Below are 20,157 nucleotides of genomic sequence, written 5' to 3'. Positions count from 1 at the left end.
CTGGGACTCTCTGGGAAGTTACCTGTACGTAGCGGAGGGAGTCACGGCCTGGGGGCTGTGACGCGGACCTCTTTCTGAGCGCTTGCTTAGTCCATGATGGCGCATCCTCGTGGCGAACGCGCCCCCCGTGCGATGCTGACGTGGTGAATCCGGACGACCTGGTACGGCTGCGGCGCGCCCGTGACGCGATGGACCGTGACTACGCGGAGCCCCTCGACGTCCCCGCACTGGCCCGCGCGGCGCTGATGTCCCCCGGCCACTTCTCGCGCAGTTTCCGGGCCGCGTTCGGCGAGTCCCCGTACAGCTACCTCATGACGCGCCGGATCGAGCGCGCCAAGGCCCTGCTGCGGCGCGGCGACCTCACGGTCACGGAGGTCTGCTTCGCGGTCGGCTGCACCTCGCTCGGCTCCTTCAGCTCGCGCTTCACCGAACTCGTGGGCGAGACCCCGAGCGCCTACCGCGCGCGCGACCACGGGCCGGGCGCGCCGATCCCGGCGTGCATCGCGAAGCGGTACACCAGGCCGGTCAGGAACAAGGAAGCGAAGACCGCGCCGCGGGCCTAGCGTGGTCCGCATGGACATCACGCTGTCACAGTGCTTCATCGCCGTCGACGACCACGACAAGGCGCTGCCCTTCTACCGCGACGTCCTCGGACTGGAGGTCCGCAACGACGTCGGCTTCGAGGGCATGCGCTGGGTGACGGTCGGCTCGCCCGACCAGCCGGGCGTGGAGATCGTGCTCGAACCGCCCCTGGCGGACCCGGGCGCCTCCGACGCGGACAAGCAGGCCATGAGCGAGCTGCTGGCCAAGGGCATGCTGCGCGGGGTCATCTTCGCCACCGGTGACGTCGACGCCACCTTCGAGCGCATCCGCGACGCGGGCGGCGAGGTGCTCCAGGAGCCCATGGACCAGCCCTACGGCGTCCGTGACTGCGCCTTCCGCGACCCCTCCGGCAACCTGCTCCGCTTCAACCAGCGCAAGGCCGGCTGACGCCGGTTCCGGGCGTCATGGCCGTTGGGGCGGACGGCGGCGGGTGAAGGCGCGGGGTTGCCGTGCGGCGCGCAACGCCGCCCCGGGGGCCGCACCGCGCGGGGGTCGACCCCCTGCGGCAAGCGGTGGGCGGCATCCGCGACGGGTGCCCTCGCGGGTGGATGGGAGACAGCTCCCGCCGCAGGCGCAGCGGACCCGCGGACGGCGGTGGCGGGTTGCCGTGCGGCGCGTCCCGCCGCCCGAAGGGCCGCACCGCGCGGGGGCGGCCCCTGCGCCTTCCGCAGCCACGGCGGCGGTCCGCGGCGGGGCCTGGTGGTCCGGAGTTCGGGCGGTGGGTGGGAGACAGCCCCCCGCCGCAGGCGCAGCGGTCCCGCGGACGGCGGTGGCGGGTTGCCGTGTGGCGCGTACCGCCGCCGGAAGGGCCGCACCGCGCGGGGGTGGCCCCTGTGGCTTCCGCAGCCACGGCGGCGGTCCGCGACGGGGCCTGGTGGTCCGGAGTTCGGGCGGGTGGGTGGGAGACAGCCCCCCGCCGCAGGCGCAGCGGTCCCGCGGACGGCGGTGGCGGGTTGCCGTGCGGCGCGTACCGCCGCCCGAAGGGCCGCACCGCGCGGGGGTGGCCCCTGCGCCTTCTGCGGACGGCGGCGGTCCGCGACGGGGCCTGGTGGTCCGGAGTTCGGGCGGGTGGGTGGGAGACAGCCCCCCGCCGCAGGCGCAGCGGACCCGCGGGCGGCGGCGGGTACCGCCGCCCGGAGGGCCCGCAACCTGCCGGAGGCGCTAGTTCTGGGCGGCCTCGGCCGCCGCCGTGGCGGCGGGTTCCGTCGCGTCGGGGAGGCGGCGACGGCGGCGGCGCTTGAGGAGGGCCCAGCGGCCGCGGGGGCCGGAGACCGTGCCGGCGGCCGCGGTGACCTCGGTGCCGGCCTCGCCCGCGGCTTCCGCGGCGGCCTGGGCCACCGGGAGGAAGCCCTCGCCGCGCCGGGCGTCGGGGCGCTCGTCCTCCTCGGGCCACAGCCCGACCGCGGAGCACAGCGTCGGCAGCATCGCCATGGCCGCGGTCGCGTAACCCTCGGCCGACGGGTGGTAGTTGTCCGGGCCGAACATCTCGCGGGGGCGGGACTCGAACTCGGGCCCGAGCAGGTCGCCCAGTGACACGGTGCGGCCGCCGAGGCCGACCACCGCGATGGTCTGCGCGGCCGCGAGCTGACGGCTCAGCCGCCGCGCGATCCAGCGCAGCGGCTGGTAGACTGGCTCGATCGTGCCCAGGTCGGGGCAGGTCCCGACGATCACCTCGCAGCCGGCCTCGCGCAGCCGCCGCACCGCGTCGGACAGCATCCGCACCGAGACGGCCAGCGGCATCCGCCGGGTCACGTCGTTCGCCCCGATCATGATCACGCACAGATCGGGCGCGGTACCGAGAGCGGGCCCCAGCAGAAGATCGACCTGGCGGGCCAGGTCGTCGGACTGTGCGCCGGGATTGGCCACGTTGACCAGCCGTACCGGCCGTTCCGCCACCGCCGCCACCCCGGAGGCCAGCAATGCGCCGGGGGTCTGGCTCGCCCGGTGCACCCCCTGCCCCGCCGCCGTGGAGTCGCCCACGAGGGCCAGCACGATCGGCCGCTCGTCGGTGCTCAGCGCGAAGGCGGCGCCGTAGACGCCGTCCGCGCGGGGCGGGACGGCGTCGGAGCCGCCCACGGTCCTGCGGGCGAGCGCGGCCTCGGTCAGCACCAGGCCGACCGCGGCGCCGCCCAGCAGCCCGATGCCGCCACCTCCGTACGCGGCGGCCGTCGCGATCCGCCGCGCCACCCTTGCCCTGGACAACGTCCACCTCCCGCGCCGGGTGTGCGGACCCTCGTGGCCCGACCCGTACAACGATTTGTTGCCCCGTCCGGTGCCCGCCGCAACCGCTGGGCGGCCCCGACTCAGGTCAGTCGCTGCTGCGCGACGAACCAGGCGAGCTGGGTGCGGTTGGCGGTTCCGGTGGACTCCATCAGGGACCGGATCCTGCGCTGCAGCGTGCGCAGGGATATCCCCAGCTGGGAAGCGATCGCCTTGTCGGGCAGCCCGGACATCAGCAGCGAGAGCAGCTGCTCGTCGAGCTCGGGGGAGCCGGGGAACTCCGGGTCCTCCTCCGTCTCGCCGAGCGAGGGCATGCGCAGCGGCGTGCCGCGCAGCCAGCGGTCCTCGAAGAGCTCCAGCAGCGCGTCGACCAGCACCGAGGGGTGGAGCAGCAGCAGGCCGGCGGAGGAGACCACGGACCGGTCGCGGCCGCCGGACAGCGGCAGCAGCGCCCGCTCGGCGTCGACGATCATCAGCTTCATCGGCACGGTCGGCGCCGCCCGGGCCAGCTCGCCCGGCTCGACGAAGCCCGGCATGTCGGCCGCCCCGGGGTACACCAGGGCCGTCGTCTCGTACAGGGAGCGGTACTCGACCCCGGCGGTCAGCCGCTCCTTCTGCACGACGTTGCCCGCCGCGGCGACGTACGGCGGCCGCACGAAGGTCAGCACCTCCTTGCGGGCCTCGCGCTGCAGCTGCTCGATCATGTGCTGCTGTTCCGTCTCGCCGTGGATCACCTCGGCGATCCCGCCCGGCATCACCGGCTCGGCCGGCCGGGACGGGCGCACGGCGGCGAGGGCCGTGAGCCGTTCCCGCACGGAGGCGAGGCCGGACTCCACGGCGGCCAGGCCGCTGAGGGCGGCGGCGTAGTCGGCGTTGCCCGTGCCCGCTTCGGTGGTGTCCGGGTGTTCCTGGTCAGGCATTGCCCACCCCCCGGTTGTATAAGCCCGGTGTCGTAACAGCGACGTGTCGTGATCGCGCCACGGTGTGACTCTACAACCGGACCTTCCGGGGCGTACGTAACACCAATGTGAAGCGTGCGACGCCCGGTGCCGGCGTGGGCGACCCCCCACCGGAAAACCGCTTACCCTGGCCTCACAATCACGGAGAACCCGGAGACAATGGTGCAGTTCCACGACTCGATGATCAGTCTCGTCGGCAACACCCCGCTGGTGAGGCTCAACAGCGTGACGGCAGGAATCCAGGCGACCGTCCTGGCCAAGGTCGAGTACTTCAACCCCGGCGGTTCGGTCAAGGACCGCATCGCGCTGCGGATGATCGAGGCCGCGGAGAAGAGCGGCGAACTCAAGCCCGGCGGCACGATCGTGGAGCCCACCTCGGGCAACACGGGCGTCGGCCTGGCGATCGTGGCCCAGCAGAAGGGCTACCACTGCATCTTCGTCTGCCCCGACAAGGTCTCCGCGGACAAGATCAACGTCATGCGGGCCTACGGCGCCGAGGTCGTGGTCTGCCCCACCGCCGTGGACCCCGAGCACCCGGACTCGTACTACAACGTCTCCGACCGGCTGGTGCGCGAGACCCCGAACGCCTGGAAGCCGGACCAGTACAGCAACCCCAACAACCCGGCCTCGCACTACCACTCCACCGGCCCGGAGCTGTGGGAGCAGACCGAGGGGAAGATCACGCACTTCGTGGCGGGCGTCGGCACCGGCGGCACCATCTCCGGCACCGGCCGCTACCTGAAGGACGCCTCGGACGGCAGGGTGAAGGTCATCGGCGCGGACCCGGAGGGCTCCGTCTACAGCGGCGGCTCCGGCCGGCCGTACCTCGTCGAGGGCGTCGGTGAGGACTTCTGGCCCACCGCCTACGACCGCACCGTCGCGGACGAGATCGTCGCGGTCTCGGACAAGGACTCCTTCCAGATGACCCGCCGCCTCGCCAAGGAGGAGGGCCTGCTCGTCGGCGGCTCCTGCGGCATGGCGGTCGTCGCGGCGCTGCGCGTGGCCGAGCGGCTCGGCCCGGACGACGTCGTGGTCGTCCTGCTGCCGGACTCCGGCCGCGGCTACCTCTCGAAGATCTTCAACGACGAGTGGATGGCCGACTACGGCTTCCTGGAGGAGGGCACCGGCCAGGCCCGCGTCTCCGACGTGCTGGATCGCAAGGACGGCGGCATCCCGCAGCTGGTGCACATGCACCCCGAGGAGACGGTCGGCCAGGCCATCGAGGTGCTGCGCGAGTACGGCGTCTCGCAGATGCCGATCGTGAAGCCGGGCGCCGGGCACCCCGACGTCATGGCCGCCGAGGTCATCGGCTCGGTCGTGGAGCGGGAACTGCTCGACGCGCTGTTCACCAAGCGCGCCACCCTGGACGACCCGCTGGAGCGGCACATGAGCGCGCCGCTGCCGCAGGTGGGCTCCGGCGAGCCGGTCGGCGACCTGATGGCCGTGCTGGGCTCCGCCGACGCGGCGATCGTGCTGGTCGAGGGCAAGCCGACAGGTGTGGTCAGCCGCCAGGACCTGCTCGCCTTCCTCGCCGAGGAGGCCAAGTAACGGCACCCGGGGACGTCCCCGGGACGTCCCACGGAGGTCCGCCACGGGTTCGCGGAAGTGGTACACCCACGTCACGTGGCCGCAGCACGCGCTTAACACGGGTCCGGCACATTGGTGGATGTCGGCGGACGGCACACCGGTCGCCCGGCCGACACCACGGATGTGGCGCCAAGGACCTCCGGAGCGGCTCCCGGACCTCCATGGTGACCCCAGGACGTGTGGCCCGGCCCTGATCCGGCCCACGTCCCTCGCGGGGACCGCCGTCGTCCCGCCCCCCGGGTGACCGGGGGTGCGGCGGTTCCCGCGCAATCTGTGGAAGAGCGGTCCGCGTCCCCGCGCGGGCCGCTCTTCTGGTTGAGTGGCCGCCGTGATCAGCGCACAGACGTTCGCAGCCGTCGAGGAGTCCATACGCACCGTGGCCGACGAGGAGGCGCTCGCCCGCTTCGGCCGCCTCGCCGAGGGCGACGTCGACGAGAAGAAGGGCCCGCTGGACCTCGTCACGGTCGCCGACCGCCGGGTCGAGGAACGCCTCACCCGTACGCTCACCCGCCTGCTGCCGGGCTCCGCCGTCATCGGCGAGGAGGCCGTGCACGCCGACCCCGCGCTGCTCGGGGCACTGCTGGGCGAGGCTCCGGTCTGGATCGTCGACCCGGTCGACGGCACCTCCAACTTCGTCCGCGGCGACTCCTCGTTCGTCACCCAGGTCGCCCTGGCCGCGCGCGGTGAGCTGCTCGCCTCCTGGACGTACCGGCCCGTCGACGGGGTCCTCGCCACCGCCCGGCGCGGCGAGGGCGCGCACCTGGGCGGCCGTCCGCTGCGGCTGGGCACCGGCGGCGCCCAGGACGCGGACGAGGTGCTCCTGGTGGCCGGCGCCCGGCCCGCGCACCTCACCGCCGACCAGCACCGGAGGCTGTACGAGTTGGGGGCCGCGCACGGCGTCAAGCCCTGGGCGAGCGGCTCCGCCGGCTGCGACTACCTCGACGTCGCGCTCGGGCGGCTCGACGCGGCCACGTACGCCTACGACAACCCCTGGGACCACTCCGCCGGCGTCCTGCTGGTCGCCGAGGCGGGCGGAACGGTGCTGGGCGCGGACGGGCTGCCGTTCCGCATGGCCGCCGGGCCGCTGCCCTTCGCCGCGGCACGCGACGAGACCGCGGCCCGCCGCGTCGTGGCACTGCTCACGGCGTAGCGCGGGAAGGCGGCGGCGCGGCGGCCCCCCCGGGGCCCGCCGTCGAAGGGCCTTCTCCCCGGCGCGGCGCCGGCTGCGGTCGCGGAGTCGGGCACCGGCCTGTCGGGCGATGCGTCCCCGACTCGTGCGGCGCCCCGCCGCGGACGCGTTCCGGCCCGCGCGGGGGCCGCCCGCCGCCTCAGGGCCGTCAGTCCTCCCAGGCGTCCGGGTCCTTGCCGCGGCGCGGCGCGCTGCCCCGCTCGTTGAACAGCCACCCCAGCGAATGGGCGGCGTTGACGGCGACGATGCCGACCCAGGCGACGAGGAGCCCGGGCAGGTCGCCCTTGTCGGCCGCGATGGCGGACAGCGGGATCGCCATGATCAAGGAGAACGCCCCGAAGCCGTAGCGGGCGCCGAAACGGCCGCCCCCATGGCCGCGCGCCTCCGGCCCGACCCGGCGCCCGGCACGGGCGAACGCCGTCTGGTGCTCGGCCAGTTCGCGGCGTACCCGCCGCTCGACCTGGGAGTCGATGCGCCGGTCCATCTTCTCCAGGAAGGAGTCGATGAGGGCCGACTCGTACTCCTCCCCCAAGTCCTTGCGCGCCTGGATGGTGGCGGCGAATTCCTTCTTGAGCTCTGGGTCAAGGGCGTCCATGACGCCACCGTACGGACCGGTCGGCCCGGTGGCACTGGGGGAAACCCCCGAACCTTCCCGGGGGTCGCCCCAGTAGGGTCGTGGGGTGACCGGACACGCGCCGCGCCTGCTGACCGCCCTGCACCACGCCCCGTCCGACCGCCCCGACGCGGTCACCGTCGACGGGCGCCCGAGCTCGCGCGAGGAACTGCTCGGTGCCGCGGGCGCCTTCGCGGCACGCGTCGCGGGTGCCCCGGCGGTCGCCGTGCACGCGGCGCCGTCCCTGGAGACGGTCGTGGCGGTCGTCGGCGGCCTCCTCGCGGGCGTCCCGGTCGTCCCGGTGCCGCCCGACGCGGGACCGGCCGAGCGCGACCACATCCTGCGCGACTCCGGGGCCGTGCAGGCGCCCCCGGTCGTGGTCACCGAGCGCAGGTCCTGGGACGGCCCCGAGCCGGACCCGGACACGGCGGCCCTCGTCCTGTACACCTCGGGCACCACCGGGGCGCCCAAGGGCGTGCTGGTCCCCCGCCGCGCGGTCGCGGCCGGACTCGACGCCCTCGCCGGGGCCTGGGAGTGGACGCCGGAGGACACCCTCGTCCACGGCCTGCCGCTGTTCCACGTGCACGGCCTCGTGCTCGGCGTGCTCGGCGCGCTGCGCACCGGGAGCCGTCTGGTCCACACCGGCCGCCCCACCCCGCAGGCGTACGCGGCGGCGGGCGGCAGCCTCTACTTCGGCGTGCCGACCGTCTGGGGCCGGGTCGCGGGGGACCCGGAGTCCGCCAGGGCGCTGAGCGGCGCCCGCTTGCTGGTCTCCGGCAGTGCGCCGCTGCCGGCGCCGGTCTTCCGCGAACTGGAGGCGCTGACCGGGCAGCGGCCGGTCGAGCGCTACGGCATGACGGAGACCCTGATCACGGTCAGCACCCGGGCGGCCGGTGAGCGGCGCCCCGGCTCCGTCGGGCTGCCGCTGCCGGGGATCCGCACCCGGATCGCGGCCGAGCCGGGCGCGGAGATCGGTGAGCTCCAGCTCACCGGGCCCACCCTCTTCGACGGCTACCTGGGACGGCCGGAGGCGACCGCGGCCTCGTACACCGAGGACGGCTGGTTCCGCACCGGGGACATCGCGGCGATCGAGCCGGACGGCATGCATCGGATCGTCGGCCGGGCCTCCACCGACCTGATCAAGTCCGGCGGCTACCGGATCGGCGCGGGCGAGGTGGAGAACGCCCTGCTGGACCACCCCGCGGTGCGGGAGGCGGCCGTGGTGGGCGCCCCGCACACCGACCTCGGCCAGGAGATCGTGGCCTACGTGGTGGCGGACGGGGTGGGCGAGCGCGAGCTGATCGACTTCGTGGCCGGTCACCTGTCGGTGCACAAGCGCCCGCGCAAGGTCCGCTTCCTGACCGAACTGCCGCGCAACGCGATGGGCAAGCCGCAGAAGAAGCTGCTGCCGCCCGTGTGAGCCGGGGCGCCTTGCCCTCCTGCATAGAATCATGCAGAGTCATCGGCACATGAATGGCCGACCGGAGAGGGCGTCATGGCCACCGAGAACGCCACCGGAGCCGACGGGACCGACACCGCGTCCGCGCGCCTGATGAAGCTGTTCGAGGCGCACCGGCTCACGCCCACCCAGCGCCGCATCGCGCACTGCCTGGTGCGGCGGGCCGCCGACGCGCCCTTCCTGTCCAGCGTCGAGGTCGCCGAACTGGCCGGGGTCAGCCAGCCCTCCGTGACCCGCTTCGCCGTCGCGCTCGGCTTCGACGGCTACCCCGCGCTCCGCCGCCACCTGCGCGACGTCGCCCCCGCCGTAGCGCCCCAGGGGCAGCCGGACGGCGACCGGTACAACGAGTACCAGGAGGCCGTGCAGGCCGAGATCGAGAACCTGCGGCACCTCGCCGCGCTGCTCGCCGACCCCGCCCCGGTCGCCCGCGCGGGCGCCCTGCTCGCCGCGTCCCGGCCGCTGCCCGTCCTGGGACTGCGGGCCGCGGCCGCCCAGGCCCGCGGCTTCGGCTACTTCGCGGCCAAGGTGCACCCCGACGTCCGTCTCCTCGACGAGGGCGGCAGCATGCTCGCCGACCGCGTCGACGCGGCCGTGCGCGCCGGGGCGAGCGCCCTGCTGTGCTTCGCGCTGCCCCGGCATCCCCGTGAGGTGGTCGAGGCCCTGGAGTACGCCCGCTCCGCCGGGCTGACCGTCGTCACCGTCGCCGACAGCGCCTTCGCGCCGGTCGCCGCCCACTCCGACGTCCTGCTCCCTGCGGCCGTCGGCACGGGACTCGCCTTCGACACCGCGTGCGCGCCGATGCTGCTCGGGCGGGTGCTTCTGGAGGCGATGTGCGACGGGCTGCCGGACGCGCAGGCGCGGCTGGAGGAGTTCGACGCCAAGGCCGCGGCGCAGGGCCTGTTTGTGGAGTGAGCCGCCCCGACGCACGGGGGCGGGCGGCGGGTTGGACGCCGGGTCAGGCGCCCACCCCGTCGTGCTCCACGACCAGATGGCGGGGACCGCGCAGCACCGGGCTTCGCCGGTACGGCGGCGGGTCCTCCGCCGGCCGGAGGCCGTCCAGGTCGCGCAGCAGCGCGGTGAGGGCGATCTGCGCCTCCAGCCGGGCGAGCGGCGCCCCGAAGCAGCTGTGCACACCGCTGCCGAAGCCCAGGTGCTGGTTGTCCGTGCGCTGCGGGTCGAAGCGGTCGGGGTCCCGGAAGCGCTGCGGATCACGGCTGCCGGAGGCGAGCACCAGGACCAAGGGCGCCCCCTTGGGCACGGTGACCCCCGCGACCTCGACGTCCACCAGCGGGGTGCGCTGGGGCAGCATCTGCACGGGCGGCTCGAACCGCAGCAGTTCCTCCACCGCCTGCGGCATCAGGGCCGGTTCGCGGCGCAGCAGGTCCAGCTGGTCGGGCCGGCGCAGCAGGGTGAGCATGCCGTTGGTGATCAGGTTGACGGTGGTCTCGTGCCCGGCGACGAGCAGCAGCACCGAGGTCACCATCAGCTCGATCTGGGTCAGCCCGCCGGCCGGGTCCTGGTCGTTGACGAACGCCGACAGCAGGTCGTCGGAGGGCTTGCCACGCCGCTGCTCGGCCAGCCCGCCCAGGTAGACCCCCATCGCCCTGCGGGCCTCGGTGGCGGCCTGCGTGCGCTGCGTGGGGTCCTCGTCGGGGTTGAGGTCGAGTCCGCCGACGATCTGGTCCGACCAGCCGCGGAACATCGGCTCGTCCTCCTGGGGCACGCCCAGCAGCCGGCAGATCACGGTGACCGGGAGCGGGTAGGCGAAGTCGTCGACGACGTCGATGCGCTGCTTGTCCCGGAGCCCGGCGACGAGGCCGTCGGCGATCCGGACGATCTCACCGTGCATGGCGTCGACCCGGCCCGGGGTGTGCGGCGGGCCGAAGGGCCGCATGGCGGTGCGGCGGAGCCGGTCGTGCTCGGGATCGTCCACGCCGATGAAGGAGGGCGCCAGTTCCCCGGCCAGCCGGGCCTCCTGCGGGTCGCTGCGGTGGCGCCGGTCGGAGCTGATGCGTGGGTCGTGGAGCAGGGCCGTGATCTCGTGGTAGGTGCCGACGAGGTAGCTGCCGTCGTCCTGCGGCGCCACCTTGCTCTCGCGGAGTTCGGCGTAGAGCGGGTAGGGATCGGGCCGGCTGGCGTAGTCGGTGATCCTTCGGAACAGCGTGTCCGCAGCCATGCGCGGGGGCTCCTCGTCGTCGTGGGCCGCGGCGTCCTGCCACGGCCCGTCCGCGGCGCCGGCGGCGGCGGCCTCAGCCGCCGTGCCGCACCAGGGTCAGGCGCCGGTCCGGCAGATGACCGGTGAGGGCGACCGTCGGGCCGTGCGAGAGCACCGCGGGGTCCGGTACGTCGGACGGCAGGGGGATCATCGGGACGGTCCGGTCGGCGGCCCCGGGCTCGGGTGGGAACGGCGCGGCCGTCTCGATCAGGTTCTGGTAGTAGTCCAGCCACTTGGCCCGGTTCACCGACACCGCCGCCGTGATGCGGCCCTTGTAGCCGTAGACGACGACCAGCCGGGCCTCGCGCAGCGAACCCTGGGCGACGACGACCTGGTCGGAGTAGGTCGGCACGCCCACCGACTTGATGTTGTGGCCGAACTGGCTGGACCAGAAGGCCGGCACGGCCAGGTGCGGCCGCCGGAACGGGCCCGCGCTGACCATGTTGTGCGCCGCCACCTCGGCCTGCGCGACCGCGTTGCCCCAGTGCTCCAGGGCGAGCAGTTGGTAGCCGAACAGGGGGTGCGGGAAGCGGGCCACGTCGCCGGCGACGAACACGTCGTCGGTGACGATGCCGTACATGTTGAAGGCACGGCAGCCGGCGTCGCAGGTCACGCCGCGCGGGCCGGCGGCCAGGCCGGACTCGGCCAGCCACTCGGTGTTGCGGACCGCGCCGAGGGCGACCACCGCCACGTCCGCCTCGACGGTGCTCCCGTCGGAGAGCCGGGCGCCGGTCAGCCGGCCGTCCCCCTCCAGGGAGGTGACCTGCACCCCGCAGCGGAGGTCCACCCCGTGCCTGCGGTGCATCTCGGCGGCGACCGCGGCGAGCGTCCCGCCGAGCGCGCCCACCAGGGGCGCGGGGCCGCGCTCCACCACGGTCACGGGGATGTCCCGCTCCCGGCAGGCGGAGGCGATCTCCGAGCCCGTGAAACCGGCGCCGATCACCAGCACCCGCCGGGGCCCGGCGTCCAGCCGTTCGGCGAGCCCGGCCGCGTCGTCGCTGGTCCGCAGCGCGAACACACCGTCCAGGGCGGCCTCGGCAGGGTTCGGCCAGGGCCGCGCGCGGGTGCCGGTGGCGATCAGCAAACGGTCGAAGGGCAGTTCCTCGCCGTTCGCGAGGAAGACGCGCCGGCCGATCCCGTCGACCCCCGTGGCGGCGATGCCCAGCTTCCACTGCGCGTCCACCTCCCGGCGGGCCGGCAGCCCGGTCGCCGTCGCGGGCACGCGCCCGAGCAGCACCTGCTTGGACAGCGGCGGCCGGTCGTACGGCGGGTGCGGCTCGTCGCCCACCAGCGTCAGCGACCCCGCGAAACCCTCGTCGCGCAGCGTCTCGGCGGCCCGCAGGCCGGCCAGGGACGCGCCGACGATGACGATGCGCCCGTCGCGCAGTTCACCGGACATCGGCACCCGCCGCCCCGCCCACGAGGATGGCCTGCACCGGGCACGCCACCGCGGCCCGGTGGACGCGCTCCTGCTGGTCCTCCGGGACGGCGGGGACGTACAGCAGGGCCTCCTCGCCATGCAGTTCGAAGACCTCGGGAGCGAGGAACGCGCACTGCGCGTAGGCCTGGCAGCGATTGAGGTCGACCACGATGTTCATACGCACCACTCCAGCCCCGAAGGCCCCCGCTCTCAGTGGTAGCACTGCCTCCGCGGCCCCGCATGCGGTGCCGTTCTCACGGAATTTTGATGTCCCGTGAGTAACCTCCCTCCCCAGCACTGACGGAACGAGCCGTGGAGGAAGGGAGACAGCGGTGGTGCGCGGAGCGTATGCGCTGGCGCGGGTGGCGGTCCTGGTACGGGTGCCGGCGCGGTGGCTGTGGTGGCTGGGGGTCGTGGCGGCGGTGGTCGGGGTCTTCGTGCCCGGACTGACCGGACGCCGCATCGGGGTGCTGGGTGGCGCCGCACTCTTCGTGGTCGCCGCGGTGGTGGCCTTCCTGGTGCGCCGGCGGCGGTACACGGCCCTCGCGGAGGCGGCCGGGCGCGCGCCCCGGGGCGTCTTCCTGCAGGACCGCCGGGTCACGGCGCGCGCCTGGACCCGGGCCCGGCGGTGGTGGCTGCTCGCCGCGTTCGTGGTGGCCCTCGCCTCCGGCGTGGCCGCGCCCGCCGCGGCGGGGATGCTGCTCGCGGGCGCCGGAGCGGGGCTGTGGGCCAAGGCGGTGCGCCTGGGGCGCTGGGAGCGGGCGCACGAGACGCTGCTGTGGGTCAGGCCCGAGTACGTGGGACGCGGCCCCGCCGCGGCGTCCGTCCCCGGCTACGAGGCCACCGGACCCGTGGCCGGCGACGCGGGCCCCGGCGGCTCGTCCCGCCGTCGCGCCGCGGCGGCCCGCTGACCCGTCCGGGTGAACGAGCCACGGCCGCGCGGCCGTGGCTCAGCCGCCGCTCTCCCGTACGAGGTCCTCGATCGTCTGGGCGCGGCGCAGGGTGCGGAAGTCCGGGCCGGGCCCGCAGTAGCCGTGGACGGCGGGGCGGGGCAGCGAGTTGTACGCGAAGTGCGTCGAGAAGTAGTACGCCCCCGTGTCGGGCAGCGCCACGAGGTCGCCCTCCGCGAGCAGCGGCAGCTCGCGCGCCGTGGCGACGAGGTCGCCCGCGAAGCAGCACGGCCCGGCGACGTCCTGGACGACCGGGGCGCCGTCCTTGGGGCGTCCCTCCGGGTCGAGCGCCAGGACCCGCAGCGGCCAGGCGCCGGGCGCGAAGACGGTGCGCGTGGCGACCTGGGCGCCGGCGTGCGTCACGGCGATCGCGCGGCCCCCGGCCGTCTTGGCGTACTCCACGCGCGCCAGGATCGTGCCCTGCTTGGCCACCAGTGACCGCCCGAACTCGGTGACCAGCGCGTACCGCCCGTCGAAGAGTCCGGGCACGGCCGCGCGGAGCGCGTCGGCGTAGGCGCGGAAGCCCGGCCGGACCTCGTCGGAGGCGAAGTTGACCGGCAGGCCGCCGCCGATGTCCAGCGTGGTGACCTGCCGACGCCCGGCCGCCGTGTTGATCTGCTCGGCGAGCTCGTACGCCGCGCGGACGCCGGCCGCCATCAGTTCCAGGGGTACGCCCTGCGAACCGGTGTGGGTGTGCAGCCGGGTGAGCCAGGGACGGTCGAGGTAGGCGCGGACCACCCACTGCGCCGCGCCCTCGTCGCGCAGGGCGACGCCGAACTTCGACGTGGCGGTGGCCGTGCTCATCGCACCGATGCTGCCCGCGCCGACCTGGGGATTGACCCGCAGGCCCAGCGGGGCTGCGGTGGTGCCGGGCGGCACGAGCCGGTCCAGGCGCGCCAGCTCCTGCGGGTTGTCGGCGTTGAGGGCGATGCCGAGGGCCAGCGCCTCCCGCAGTTCGTCCGGGGTCTTGGCGGGGGAGTCCAGCACGATCCTTCCGGCGGGTACGCCCGCGGCCCTGGCCAGGGCGAGCTCGCCGGGGCTGGCGACCTCCGCGCCGATGCCCTCCTCGGAGAGCAGCCGCAGCACCGGCACCAGGGACGCGGCCTTGACCGCGAAGGTGTGCGTGACCTCCACCCCGGGCGTGGCGAAGGCCGCCCGCAGATCGGCGGCGGCCGCCCGGACGCCGTCCAGGTCCAGCAGGCCCACCACCGGCCTGTCGGTGCCGATCAGTCCCTGCCCGACCGCCGCGCGAAGTGCCCGTTCCCGTCGTACCGCGGGTTCCTCCGTCATACCGCCATCGTGTCAGGCCGAGGTCGTCGGGGCGGGCCCGTGACGGACGGGCCCCCGGCGGGTACGACCTGCCCGTGGGGGACGTGACCCGGACACGGCCCCGCGGGACGCGCCGGAGGCACGTCGCCCCGGTTGACTAGTGCTATTCAGGAGGCAAGGATGTGAATGACTCAATCCAGTCGCGAGGAGGCAGGGGCATGACCGGAACCGGCGCCGGACCGAGGACCGTACGCGCACCGCGCGGAAGCGCGCTCACCGCACAGGGCTGGCAGCAGGAAGCCGCGCTGCGCATGCTGCAGAACAACCTCGACCCGGAGGTCGCCGAGCACCCCGAGAAGCTGGTCGTGTACGGCGGCACCGGCAAGGCCGCCCGCGACTGGCGCTCCTTCGACGCCATGGTCCGCACCCTGCAGGGGCTGAAGCAGGACGAGACGATGCTCGTCCAGTCCGGCCGCCCGGTCGGCGTGATGCAGACCCACGAGTGGGCGCCGCGTGTGCTCATCGCCAACTCCAACCTCGTCGGCGACTGGGCCACCTGGGAGGAGTTCCGCCGCCTGGAGGCGCTGGGCCTGACCATGTACGGCCAGATGACAGCCGGTTCGTGGATCTACATCGGCACCCAGGGCATCCTGCAGGGCACGTACGAGACCTTCGCCGCCGTCGCGGAGAAGAAGTTCGGCGGCAGCCTGGCCGGCACCATCACCCTCACCGCCGGTCTCGGCGGCATGGGCGGCGCCCAGCCGCTCGCCGTCACCATGAACGGCGGCGTCGCCATCTGCATCGACTGCGACCCGCGCGCCATCGAGCGCCGCATCGAGCACCGCTACCTGGACGTGCGCGCCGACTCCCTGGAGCACGCGCTCGCCCTCGCCACCGAGGCCCGCGACCAGCGCAAGCCGCTGAGCATCGGCGTCCTGGGCAACGCGGCCGAGCTGGTGCCGCAGCTGCTCGCCATGGACGCGCCCATCGACGTCGTCACCGACCAGACCTCCGCCCACGACCCGCTGGCGTACCTGCCGATCGGTGTCGACTTCGAGGACATGACCTCGTACGCGGCCGAGAAGCCCGCCGAGTTCACCCAGCGCGCCCGCGAGGCGATGGCCAAGCACGTCGAGGCCATGGTCGGCTTCATGGACGCGGGCGCCGAGGTCTTCGACTACGGCAACTCCATCCGCGGCGAGGCCCAGCTCGCGGGCTACGACCGGGCGTTCGCCTTCCCCGGCTTCGTCCCGGCCTACATCCGCCCGCTGTTCTGCGAGGGCAAGGGCCCCTTCCGGTGGGCGGCGCTGTCCGGCGACCCGGCCGACATCGCCAAGACCGACAAGGCGATCCTGGAGCTCTTCCCGGAGAACGAGTCGCTGGCCCGCTGGATCAAGATGGCCGGTGAGCGGGTCCACTTCCAGGGCCTGCCCGCGCGCATCTGCTGGCTCGGCTACGGCGAGCGCGACAAGGCCGGCGAGCGCTTCAACGAGATGGTCGCCGACGGCACGCTGGCCGCCCCGGTGGTCATCGGCCGCGACCACCTCGACGCGGGCTCCGTCGCCTCCCCGTACCGCGAGACCGAGGCCATGCTCGACGGCTCCGACGCGATCGCCGACTGGCCGCTGCTCAACGCCATGGTCAACGTCGCCTCCGGCGCCTCCTGGGTCTCCATCCACCACGGCGGCGGCGTCGGCATCGGCCGCTCCATCCACGCCGGCCAGGTCACCGTCGCCGACGGCACCAAGCTGGCGGGCGAGAAGATCCGCCGTGTGCTCACCAACGACCCGGGCATGGGCGTCATCCGGCACGTCGACGCCGGGTACGACCGCGCCGACGAGGTCGCCGCCGAGCGCGGTGTGCGCGTGCCCATGCGCGAGGGCGGCGAGGGCGTCGAAGGCGGGGAGGCGTGACCTCCTCGTTCCACGAGATGTGGACGGAGTTGCGGCCCATCGGCCGCGACTCCGGCTCCGGCGGCTACCGCCGCTACGCCTGGACCGGCGCGGACGCCGACTGCCGCGCCTGGTTCAAGGCGCAGGCCGAGGGCCGGGGCCTGGCGTACGAGCTCGACCGCAACGGCAACCAGTGGGCCTGGCTGGGTGATCCCACCGCCGGCGACGCCGTGGTGACCGGTTCGCACCTGGACTCGGTGCCGGACGGCGGTGCCTTCGACGGGCCGCTGGGCGTCGTGTCCTCCTTCGCGGCGCTGGACGAGCTGCGGGCCCGCGGCGCCGCGCCCGCCAAGCCGCTGGCGATCGTCAACTTCGGCGACGAGGAGGGCGCCCGCTTCGGGCTGGCCTGCGTGGGCTCCCGGCTGACCGCGGGACAGCTCACCGCCGAGAAGGCCCACGCGCTGCGCGACGGCGACGGAGTCACCCTGGCGCAGGCCATGGAGCGGGCCGGGCACGACCCCGAGGCGATCGGCCCGGACCCCGCACGCCTCGCCCGTATCGGCGCGTTCGTCGAGCTCCACGTCGAGCAGGGCCGCTTCCTGGCCGACACCCCGCACGCGGTGGGCGTCGCCTCCGCCATCTGGCCGCACGGCCGCTGGCGGTTCGACTTCCACGGCGAGGCCAACCACGCGGGCACCACCCGCCTGGAGGACCGCCGCGACCCGATGCTGACGTACGCCAACACGGTGCTCGCCGCCCGCAAGAAGGCCCGGCTCGCCGGCGCGCTGGCCACCTTCGGCAAGGTCGGCGTCGAGCCCAACGGCGTCAACGCCATCGCCTCCCTGGTACGCGGCTGGCTGGACTCGCGCGCCGCCGACGAGGCCACCCTCGCCGAGGTCGTCGGCGAGATCGAGCGCGCCGCGGTCGAGCGGGGCGAGCGCGACGGGGTCCGGGTGGAGGTCACCCGGGAGTCCTTCACCCCGGTCGTGGAGTTCGCGCACGGCCTGCGCGACGAACTCGCCAAGCTGCTGGGGAACGCCCCCGTGCTGCCGACCGGGGCGGGACACGACGCCGGCATCCTCTCCGAGGCCGTCCCGACCGCCATGCTGTTCGTACGGAACCCCACCGGGGTCTCGCACTCCCCGGCCGAGACGGCCACCGAGGACGACTGCCTGGCCGGGGTGACCGCACTCGCCGACGTACTGGAGGGCCTGGCGTGTCGCTGACGCCGCAGAGCTACTGGGCCGAGTACGCGTGGACCGGCGGCCGCGTCGAACGGGGCGTGGTCGTCGACACCACCGCCGACGGCCGGATCGCCGCCCTGCGCACCGGGGCCGCCGCGCCGCCCGTCGGCGCCGTGACGCTGCGCGGGCTCACCCTGCCGGGGCTGGCCAACGCCCACAGCCATGCCTTCCACCGGGCCCTGCGCGGCACGGTGCAGCAGGGCAGCGGCACCTTCTGGACCTGGCGCGAGGTCATGTACCGGGTCGCGGCCGCGTTGACCCCCGACACCTACTTCGACCTCGCCCGCGCCGCGTACGCGGAGATGGCCCTGGCGGGCATCACCTGCGTCGGCGAGTTCCACTACGTGCACCACCGGCCCGGCGGCGCCCCCTACGACGAGCCCAACGCCATGGGCGAGGCGCTGATCGCCGCCGCGGACGAGGCGGGCATCCGCATCACCCTCCTCGACACCGTCTACCTCTCCTCCGGCTTCGGCGCCGCCCCCGAACCGCACCAGCTGCGCTTCGGCGACGGCGACGCCGAGGGCTGGGCCGAGCGCGCGTCCGCCCTCGCCGACCGGCCCCACGCGCGGATCGGCGCGGCCGTGCACTCGGTGCGCGCGGTCCCGGCCGACCAGCTGGCCACCGTCGTCCGATGGGCCGAGGACCGCCAGGCGCCGCTCCACGTCCACCTGTCCGAACAGCCCGCCGAGAACGAGGCCTGCCTCGCCGCCCACGGCGTCACCCCCACCCGGCTCCTCGCCGACCACGGTGTGCTCGGCCCGCGCACCTCGGCCGTGCACGCCACCCACCTCACCGACGAGGACATCGCGCTGCTCGGCGGCTCCGGCACCACGATCTGCATGTGCCCCACCACCGAACGGGATCTCGCCGACGGGATCGGCCCGGCCAGGCGGCTGCAGGAGGCGGGCAGCCCGCTCAGCCTCGGCAGCGACAGCCACGCCGTGATCGACCTGTTCGAGGAGGCGCGGGCCATGGAGCTGGACGAGCGGCTGCGCACCCGCACCCGCGGCCACTGGACCGCCGCCGAGCTGCTGCGCGCCGCCACCACGGACGGTCACGCCGGCCTGGGCTGGGCCGACGCCGGGCGACTGGAGGCGGGGGCGCTCGCCGACTTCACCACGATCGCGCTGGACAGCGCGCGCACCGCGGGCCCCCCGGCCCGGCTCGGCGCCGAGACCGCCGTCTTCGCGGCCACCGGCGCCGACGTCCGCCACACGGTGGTCGGCGGCCGCCACGTCGTCCGCGACGGCGCGCACCAGCTCGTCCACGACGTGGGCGCGGCCCTGACCGCCGCGATCTCCGCCGTATCCGCCGCCGAAGGAAGCCCGTCATGAGCAGCAGCGTCATCACCAACATCGGCAGCCTGGTCACCAACGACCCGGCGCTCGGCGATGGCCCGCTGGGGCTGCTGGAGGACGCGGCGCTCGTCATCGACGGCGAGCACGTGGCCTGGGTCGGCCCCTCCGCGGCGGCGCCCGCAGCGGACGAGTCGTACGACGCGGCCGGCCGGGCCGTCATCCCCGGCTTCGTCGACTCCCATTCGCACCTGGTCTTCGCCGGCGACCGCACCCGCGAGTTCAACGCCCGCATGTCGGGCCAGGCGTACACCGCGGGCGGCATCCGCACCACCGTCGCCGCCACCCGGGCCGCGAGCGACGAGGAGCTGCACGCCAACGTCGCCCGCTACGTCGCCGAGGCGCTGCGCCAGGGCACCACGACCATCGAGACCAAGTCCGGCTACGGCCTCACCCCGCACGACGAGGCCCGCGCCCTGCGCATCGCCGGCGACCACGCCGACGAGGTCACCTTCCTCGGCGCGCACATCGTCGCCCCCGAGTACGCCGACGACCCGGCAGGCTACGTCGACCTGGTCACCGGCCCCATGCTCGACGCCTGCGCCCCGTACGCCCGTTGGGTCGACGTCTTCTGCGAGCGCGGCGCCTTCGACGGCGACCAGGCCCGCGCCGTCCTCACCGCCGGTGCCGCCCGCGGTCTGGTCCCGCGGGTGCACGCCAACCAGCTCGGCCACGGCCCGGGTGTGCAGCTCGCCGTGGAGCTGGACGCGGCCTCCGCCGACCACTGCACCCACCTCACCGACGCCGACGTCGACGCGCTCGCCGACAGCCGCACGGTCGCGACGCTGCTGCCCGGCGCCGAGTTCTCCACCCGCGCCGTCTACCCCGACGCGCGGCGGCTGATCGACGCGGGCGCCACCGTCGCGCTGTCCACGGACTGCAACCCCGGCTCCTCCTTCACCAGTTCCATGCCCTTCTGCGTGGCCGTCGCCGTACGGGACATGCGGATGACCCCCGACGAGGCGGTGCGGGCCGCGACCCTGGGCGGGGCGCTGGCGCTGCGCCGGGACGACGTCGGGCGGCTCGTGCCCGGCGCGCGGGCCGACGCGGTGCTGCTGGACGCCCCCTCGCACGTCCACCTCGCCTACCGGCCGGGGGTACCGCTGGTGTCCGCCGTGTGGCGGCGCGGGGTGCGCGCATCGATCTGATCCGCCCCGGTGCGGGCGGACGCGGCCGCTC

At 74.7% G+C, this 20,157-nt stretch carries 18 protein-coding genes; 11 read left to right on the top strand and 7 right to left on the bottom strand.

From position 1 onward, the window contains the following. Nucleotides 1-143: 143 nt before the first annotated feature. Both PV410_RS28665 and PV410_RS28660 read left to right on the top strand, forming a co-directional pair. Nucleotides 144-563: a helix-turn-helix domain-containing protein gene (locus tag PV410_RS28665; RefSeq protein ID WP_500328704.1), complete on the top strand. Its 420-nt coding sequence runs from the start codon at nucleotides 144-146 to the stop codon at nucleotides 561-563. A gap of 10 nt (nucleotides 564-573) precedes the next feature. Then, nucleotides 574-990, top strand: coding sequence for a VOC family protein (locus tag PV410_RS28660; RefSeq protein WP_500328654.1), 417 nt, complete (start codon nucleotides 574-576; stop codon nucleotides 988-990). Between the two features lie 774 nt (nucleotides 991-1,764). Here PV410_RS28660 and PV410_RS28655 read toward each other — a convergent pair. Both PV410_RS28655 and PV410_RS28650 read right to left on the bottom strand, forming a co-directional pair. Next, a complete protein-coding gene (locus PV410_RS28655; RefSeq protein WP_500328703.1) occupies nucleotides 1,765-2,790 on the bottom strand; it encodes an SGNH/GDSL hydrolase family protein in 1,026 nt (341 codons plus the stop codon). A gap of 116 nt (nucleotides 2,791-2,906) precedes the next feature. Next, a complete protein-coding gene (locus PV410_RS28650) occupies nucleotides 2,907-3,743 on the bottom strand; it encodes a helix-turn-helix transcriptional regulator (protein ID WP_500328653.1) in 837 nt (278 codons plus the stop codon). Between the two features lie 201 nt (nucleotides 3,744-3,944). Here PV410_RS28650 and PV410_RS28645 point away from each other — a divergent pair, with 201 nt between their 5' ends. Both PV410_RS28645 and PV410_RS28640 read left to right on the top strand, forming a co-directional pair. Then, on the top strand, nucleotides 3,945-5,330 hold the full coding sequence (locus PV410_RS28645) for a cystathionine beta-synthase (protein ID WP_500328702.1): 1,386 nt from the start codon (nucleotides 3,945-3,947) through the stop codon (nucleotides 5,328-5,330). Nucleotides 5,331-5,697: 367 nt separating this feature from the next. Further along, on the top strand, nucleotides 5,698-6,519 hold the full coding sequence (locus tag PV410_RS28640; RefSeq protein ID WP_500328652.1) for an inositol monophosphatase family protein: 822 nt from the start codon (nucleotides 5,698-5,700) through the stop codon (nucleotides 6,517-6,519). Nucleotides 6,520-6,706: 187 nt separating this feature from the next. Here the strand turns inward: PV410_RS28640 and PV410_RS28635 are convergent, their stop codons facing one another. Then, entirely contained in the window at nucleotides 6,707-7,153 is a 447-nt protein-coding gene (locus PV410_RS28635; protein WP_499512204.1) for a hypothetical protein, read from the bottom strand. 85 nt (nucleotides 7,154-7,238) lie between these two features. Here PV410_RS28635 and PV410_RS28630 point away from each other — a divergent pair, with 85 nt between their 5' ends. Both PV410_RS28630 and PV410_RS28625 read left to right on the top strand, forming a co-directional pair. Further along, entirely contained in the window at nucleotides 7,239-8,591 is a 1,353-nt protein-coding gene (locus PV410_RS28630; RefSeq protein ID WP_500328651.1) for an acyl-CoA synthetase, read from the top strand. 75 nt (nucleotides 8,592-8,666) lie between these two features. After that, nucleotides 8,667-9,542, top strand: coding sequence for a MurR/RpiR family transcriptional regulator (locus PV410_RS28625; RefSeq protein ID WP_500328650.1), 876 nt, complete (start codon nucleotides 8,667-8,669; stop codon nucleotides 9,540-9,542). A 43-nt stretch (nucleotides 9,543-9,585) separates the two neighbouring features. Here the strand turns inward: PV410_RS28625 and PV410_RS28620 are convergent, their stop codons facing one another. The 3 genes from PV410_RS28620 to PV410_RS28610 form a co-directional block, all read right to left on the bottom strand. After that, a complete protein-coding gene (locus PV410_RS28620) occupies nucleotides 9,586-10,806 on the bottom strand; it encodes a cytochrome P450 (RefSeq protein ID WP_500328649.1) in 1,221 nt (406 codons plus the stop codon). 73 nt (nucleotides 10,807-10,879) lie between these two features. Next, a complete protein-coding gene (locus PV410_RS28615) occupies nucleotides 10,880-12,244 on the bottom strand; it encodes an NAD(P)/FAD-dependent oxidoreductase (RefSeq protein ID WP_500328648.1) in 1,365 nt (454 codons plus the stop codon). Further along, on the bottom strand, nucleotides 12,234-12,443 hold the full coding sequence (locus PV410_RS28610; protein ID WP_089222253.1) for a ferredoxin: 210 nt from the start codon (nucleotides 12,441-12,443) through the stop codon (nucleotides 12,234-12,236). The genes PV410_RS28615 and PV410_RS28610 overlap by 11 nt, the downstream gene beginning before the upstream one ends. 154 nt (nucleotides 12,444-12,597) lie before the next feature. Here PV410_RS28610 and PV410_RS28605 point away from each other — a divergent pair, with 154 nt between their 5' ends. Next, on the top strand, nucleotides 12,598-13,176 hold the full coding sequence (locus PV410_RS28605; protein ID WP_500328647.1) for a hypothetical protein: 579 nt from the start codon (nucleotides 12,598-12,600) through the stop codon (nucleotides 13,174-13,176). A 39-nt stretch (nucleotides 13,177-13,215) separates the two neighbouring features. Here PV410_RS28605 and PV410_RS28600 read toward each other — a convergent pair whose 3' ends face one another. Then, nucleotides 13,216-14,505, bottom strand: a complete 1,290-nt coding sequence (locus PV410_RS28600) for a type III PLP-dependent enzyme domain-containing protein (protein WP_500328646.1) — start codon at nucleotides 14,503-14,505, stop codon at nucleotides 13,216-13,218. Nucleotides 14,506-14,702: 197 nt separating this feature from the next. Here PV410_RS28600 and hutU point away from each other — a divergent pair, with 197 nt between their 5' ends. Genes hutU through hutI form a run of 4 tightly spaced genes read left to right on the top strand, consistent with a single transcriptional unit; the run spans nucleotide 14,703 to nucleotide 20,126 of the window. Further along, complete coding sequence (hutU, locus tag PV410_RS28595) at nucleotides 14,703-16,397, top strand: urocanate hydratase (RefSeq protein ID WP_500328645.1); 1,695 nt, start codon at nucleotides 14,703-14,705, stop codon at nucleotides 16,395-16,397. Next, complete coding sequence (locus tag PV410_RS28590; RefSeq protein WP_500328644.1) at nucleotides 16,394-17,602, top strand: allantoate amidohydrolase; 1,209 nt, start codon at nucleotides 16,394-16,396, stop codon at nucleotides 17,600-17,602. Before hutU ends, PV410_RS28590 begins: the two co-directional genes overlap by 4 nt. Then, nucleotides 17,599-18,957, top strand: a complete 1,359-nt coding sequence (locus tag PV410_RS28585) for a formimidoylglutamate deiminase (protein WP_500328701.1) — start codon at nucleotides 17,599-17,601, stop codon at nucleotides 18,955-18,957. The genes PV410_RS28590 and PV410_RS28585 overlap by 4 nt, the downstream gene beginning before the upstream one ends. Beyond that, nucleotides 18,954-20,126, top strand: a complete 1,173-nt coding sequence (hutI, locus tag PV410_RS28580; protein ID WP_500328643.1) for an imidazolonepropionase — start codon at nucleotides 18,954-18,956, stop codon at nucleotides 20,124-20,126. The genes PV410_RS28585 and hutI overlap by 4 nt, the downstream gene beginning before the upstream one ends. The last annotated feature ends 31 nt before the right edge of the window (nucleotides 20,127-20,157 follow it).

Source organism: Streptomyces sp. PA03-5A, from assembly GCF_033792725.1.
Classification (GTDB): Bacteria; Actinomycetota; Actinomycetes; order Streptomycetales; family Streptomycetaceae; genus Actinacidiphila.
This window is presented reverse-complemented; position numbering and strand designations above follow the sequence as displayed.

Coding starts and splice junctions, on each gene's coding strand:
- PV410_RS28660 (WP_500328654.1), top strand. CDS start 574: ATGGACATCACGCTGTCACAGTGCTTCATCGCCGTCGACGACCACGAC.
- PV410_RS28650 (WP_500328653.1), bottom strand. CDS start 3,743: ATGCCTGACCAGGAACACCCGGACACCACCGAAGCGGGCACGGGCAAC.
- PV410_RS28635 (WP_499512204.1), bottom strand. CDS start 7,153: ATGGACGCCCTTGACCCAGAGCTCAAGAAGGAATTCGCCGCCACCATC.
- PV410_RS28625 (WP_500328650.1), top strand. CDS start 8,667: ATGGCCACCGAGAACGCCACCGGAGCCGACGGGACCGACACCGCGTCC.
- PV410_RS28620 (WP_500328649.1), bottom strand. CDS start 10,806: ATGGCTGCGGACACGCTGTTCCGAAGGATCACCGACTACGCCAGCCGG.
- PV410_RS28615 (WP_500328648.1), bottom strand. CDS start 12,244: ATGTCCGGTGAACTGCGCGACGGGCGCATCGTCATCGTCGGCGCGTCC.
- PV410_RS28610 (WP_089222253.1), bottom strand. CDS start 12,443: ATGAACATCGTGGTCGACCTCAATCGCTGCCAGGCCTACGCGCAGTGC.
- PV410_RS28600 (WP_500328646.1), bottom strand. CDS start 14,505: ATGACGGAGGAACCCGCGGTACGACGGGAACGGGCACTTCGCGCGGCG.
- hutU (WP_500328645.1), top strand. CDS start 14,703: ATGACCGGAACCGGCGCCGGACCGAGGACCGTACGCGCACCGCGCGGA.
- hutI (WP_500328643.1), top strand. CDS start 18,954: ATGAGCAGCAGCGTCATCACCAACATCGGCAGCCTGGTCACCAACGAC.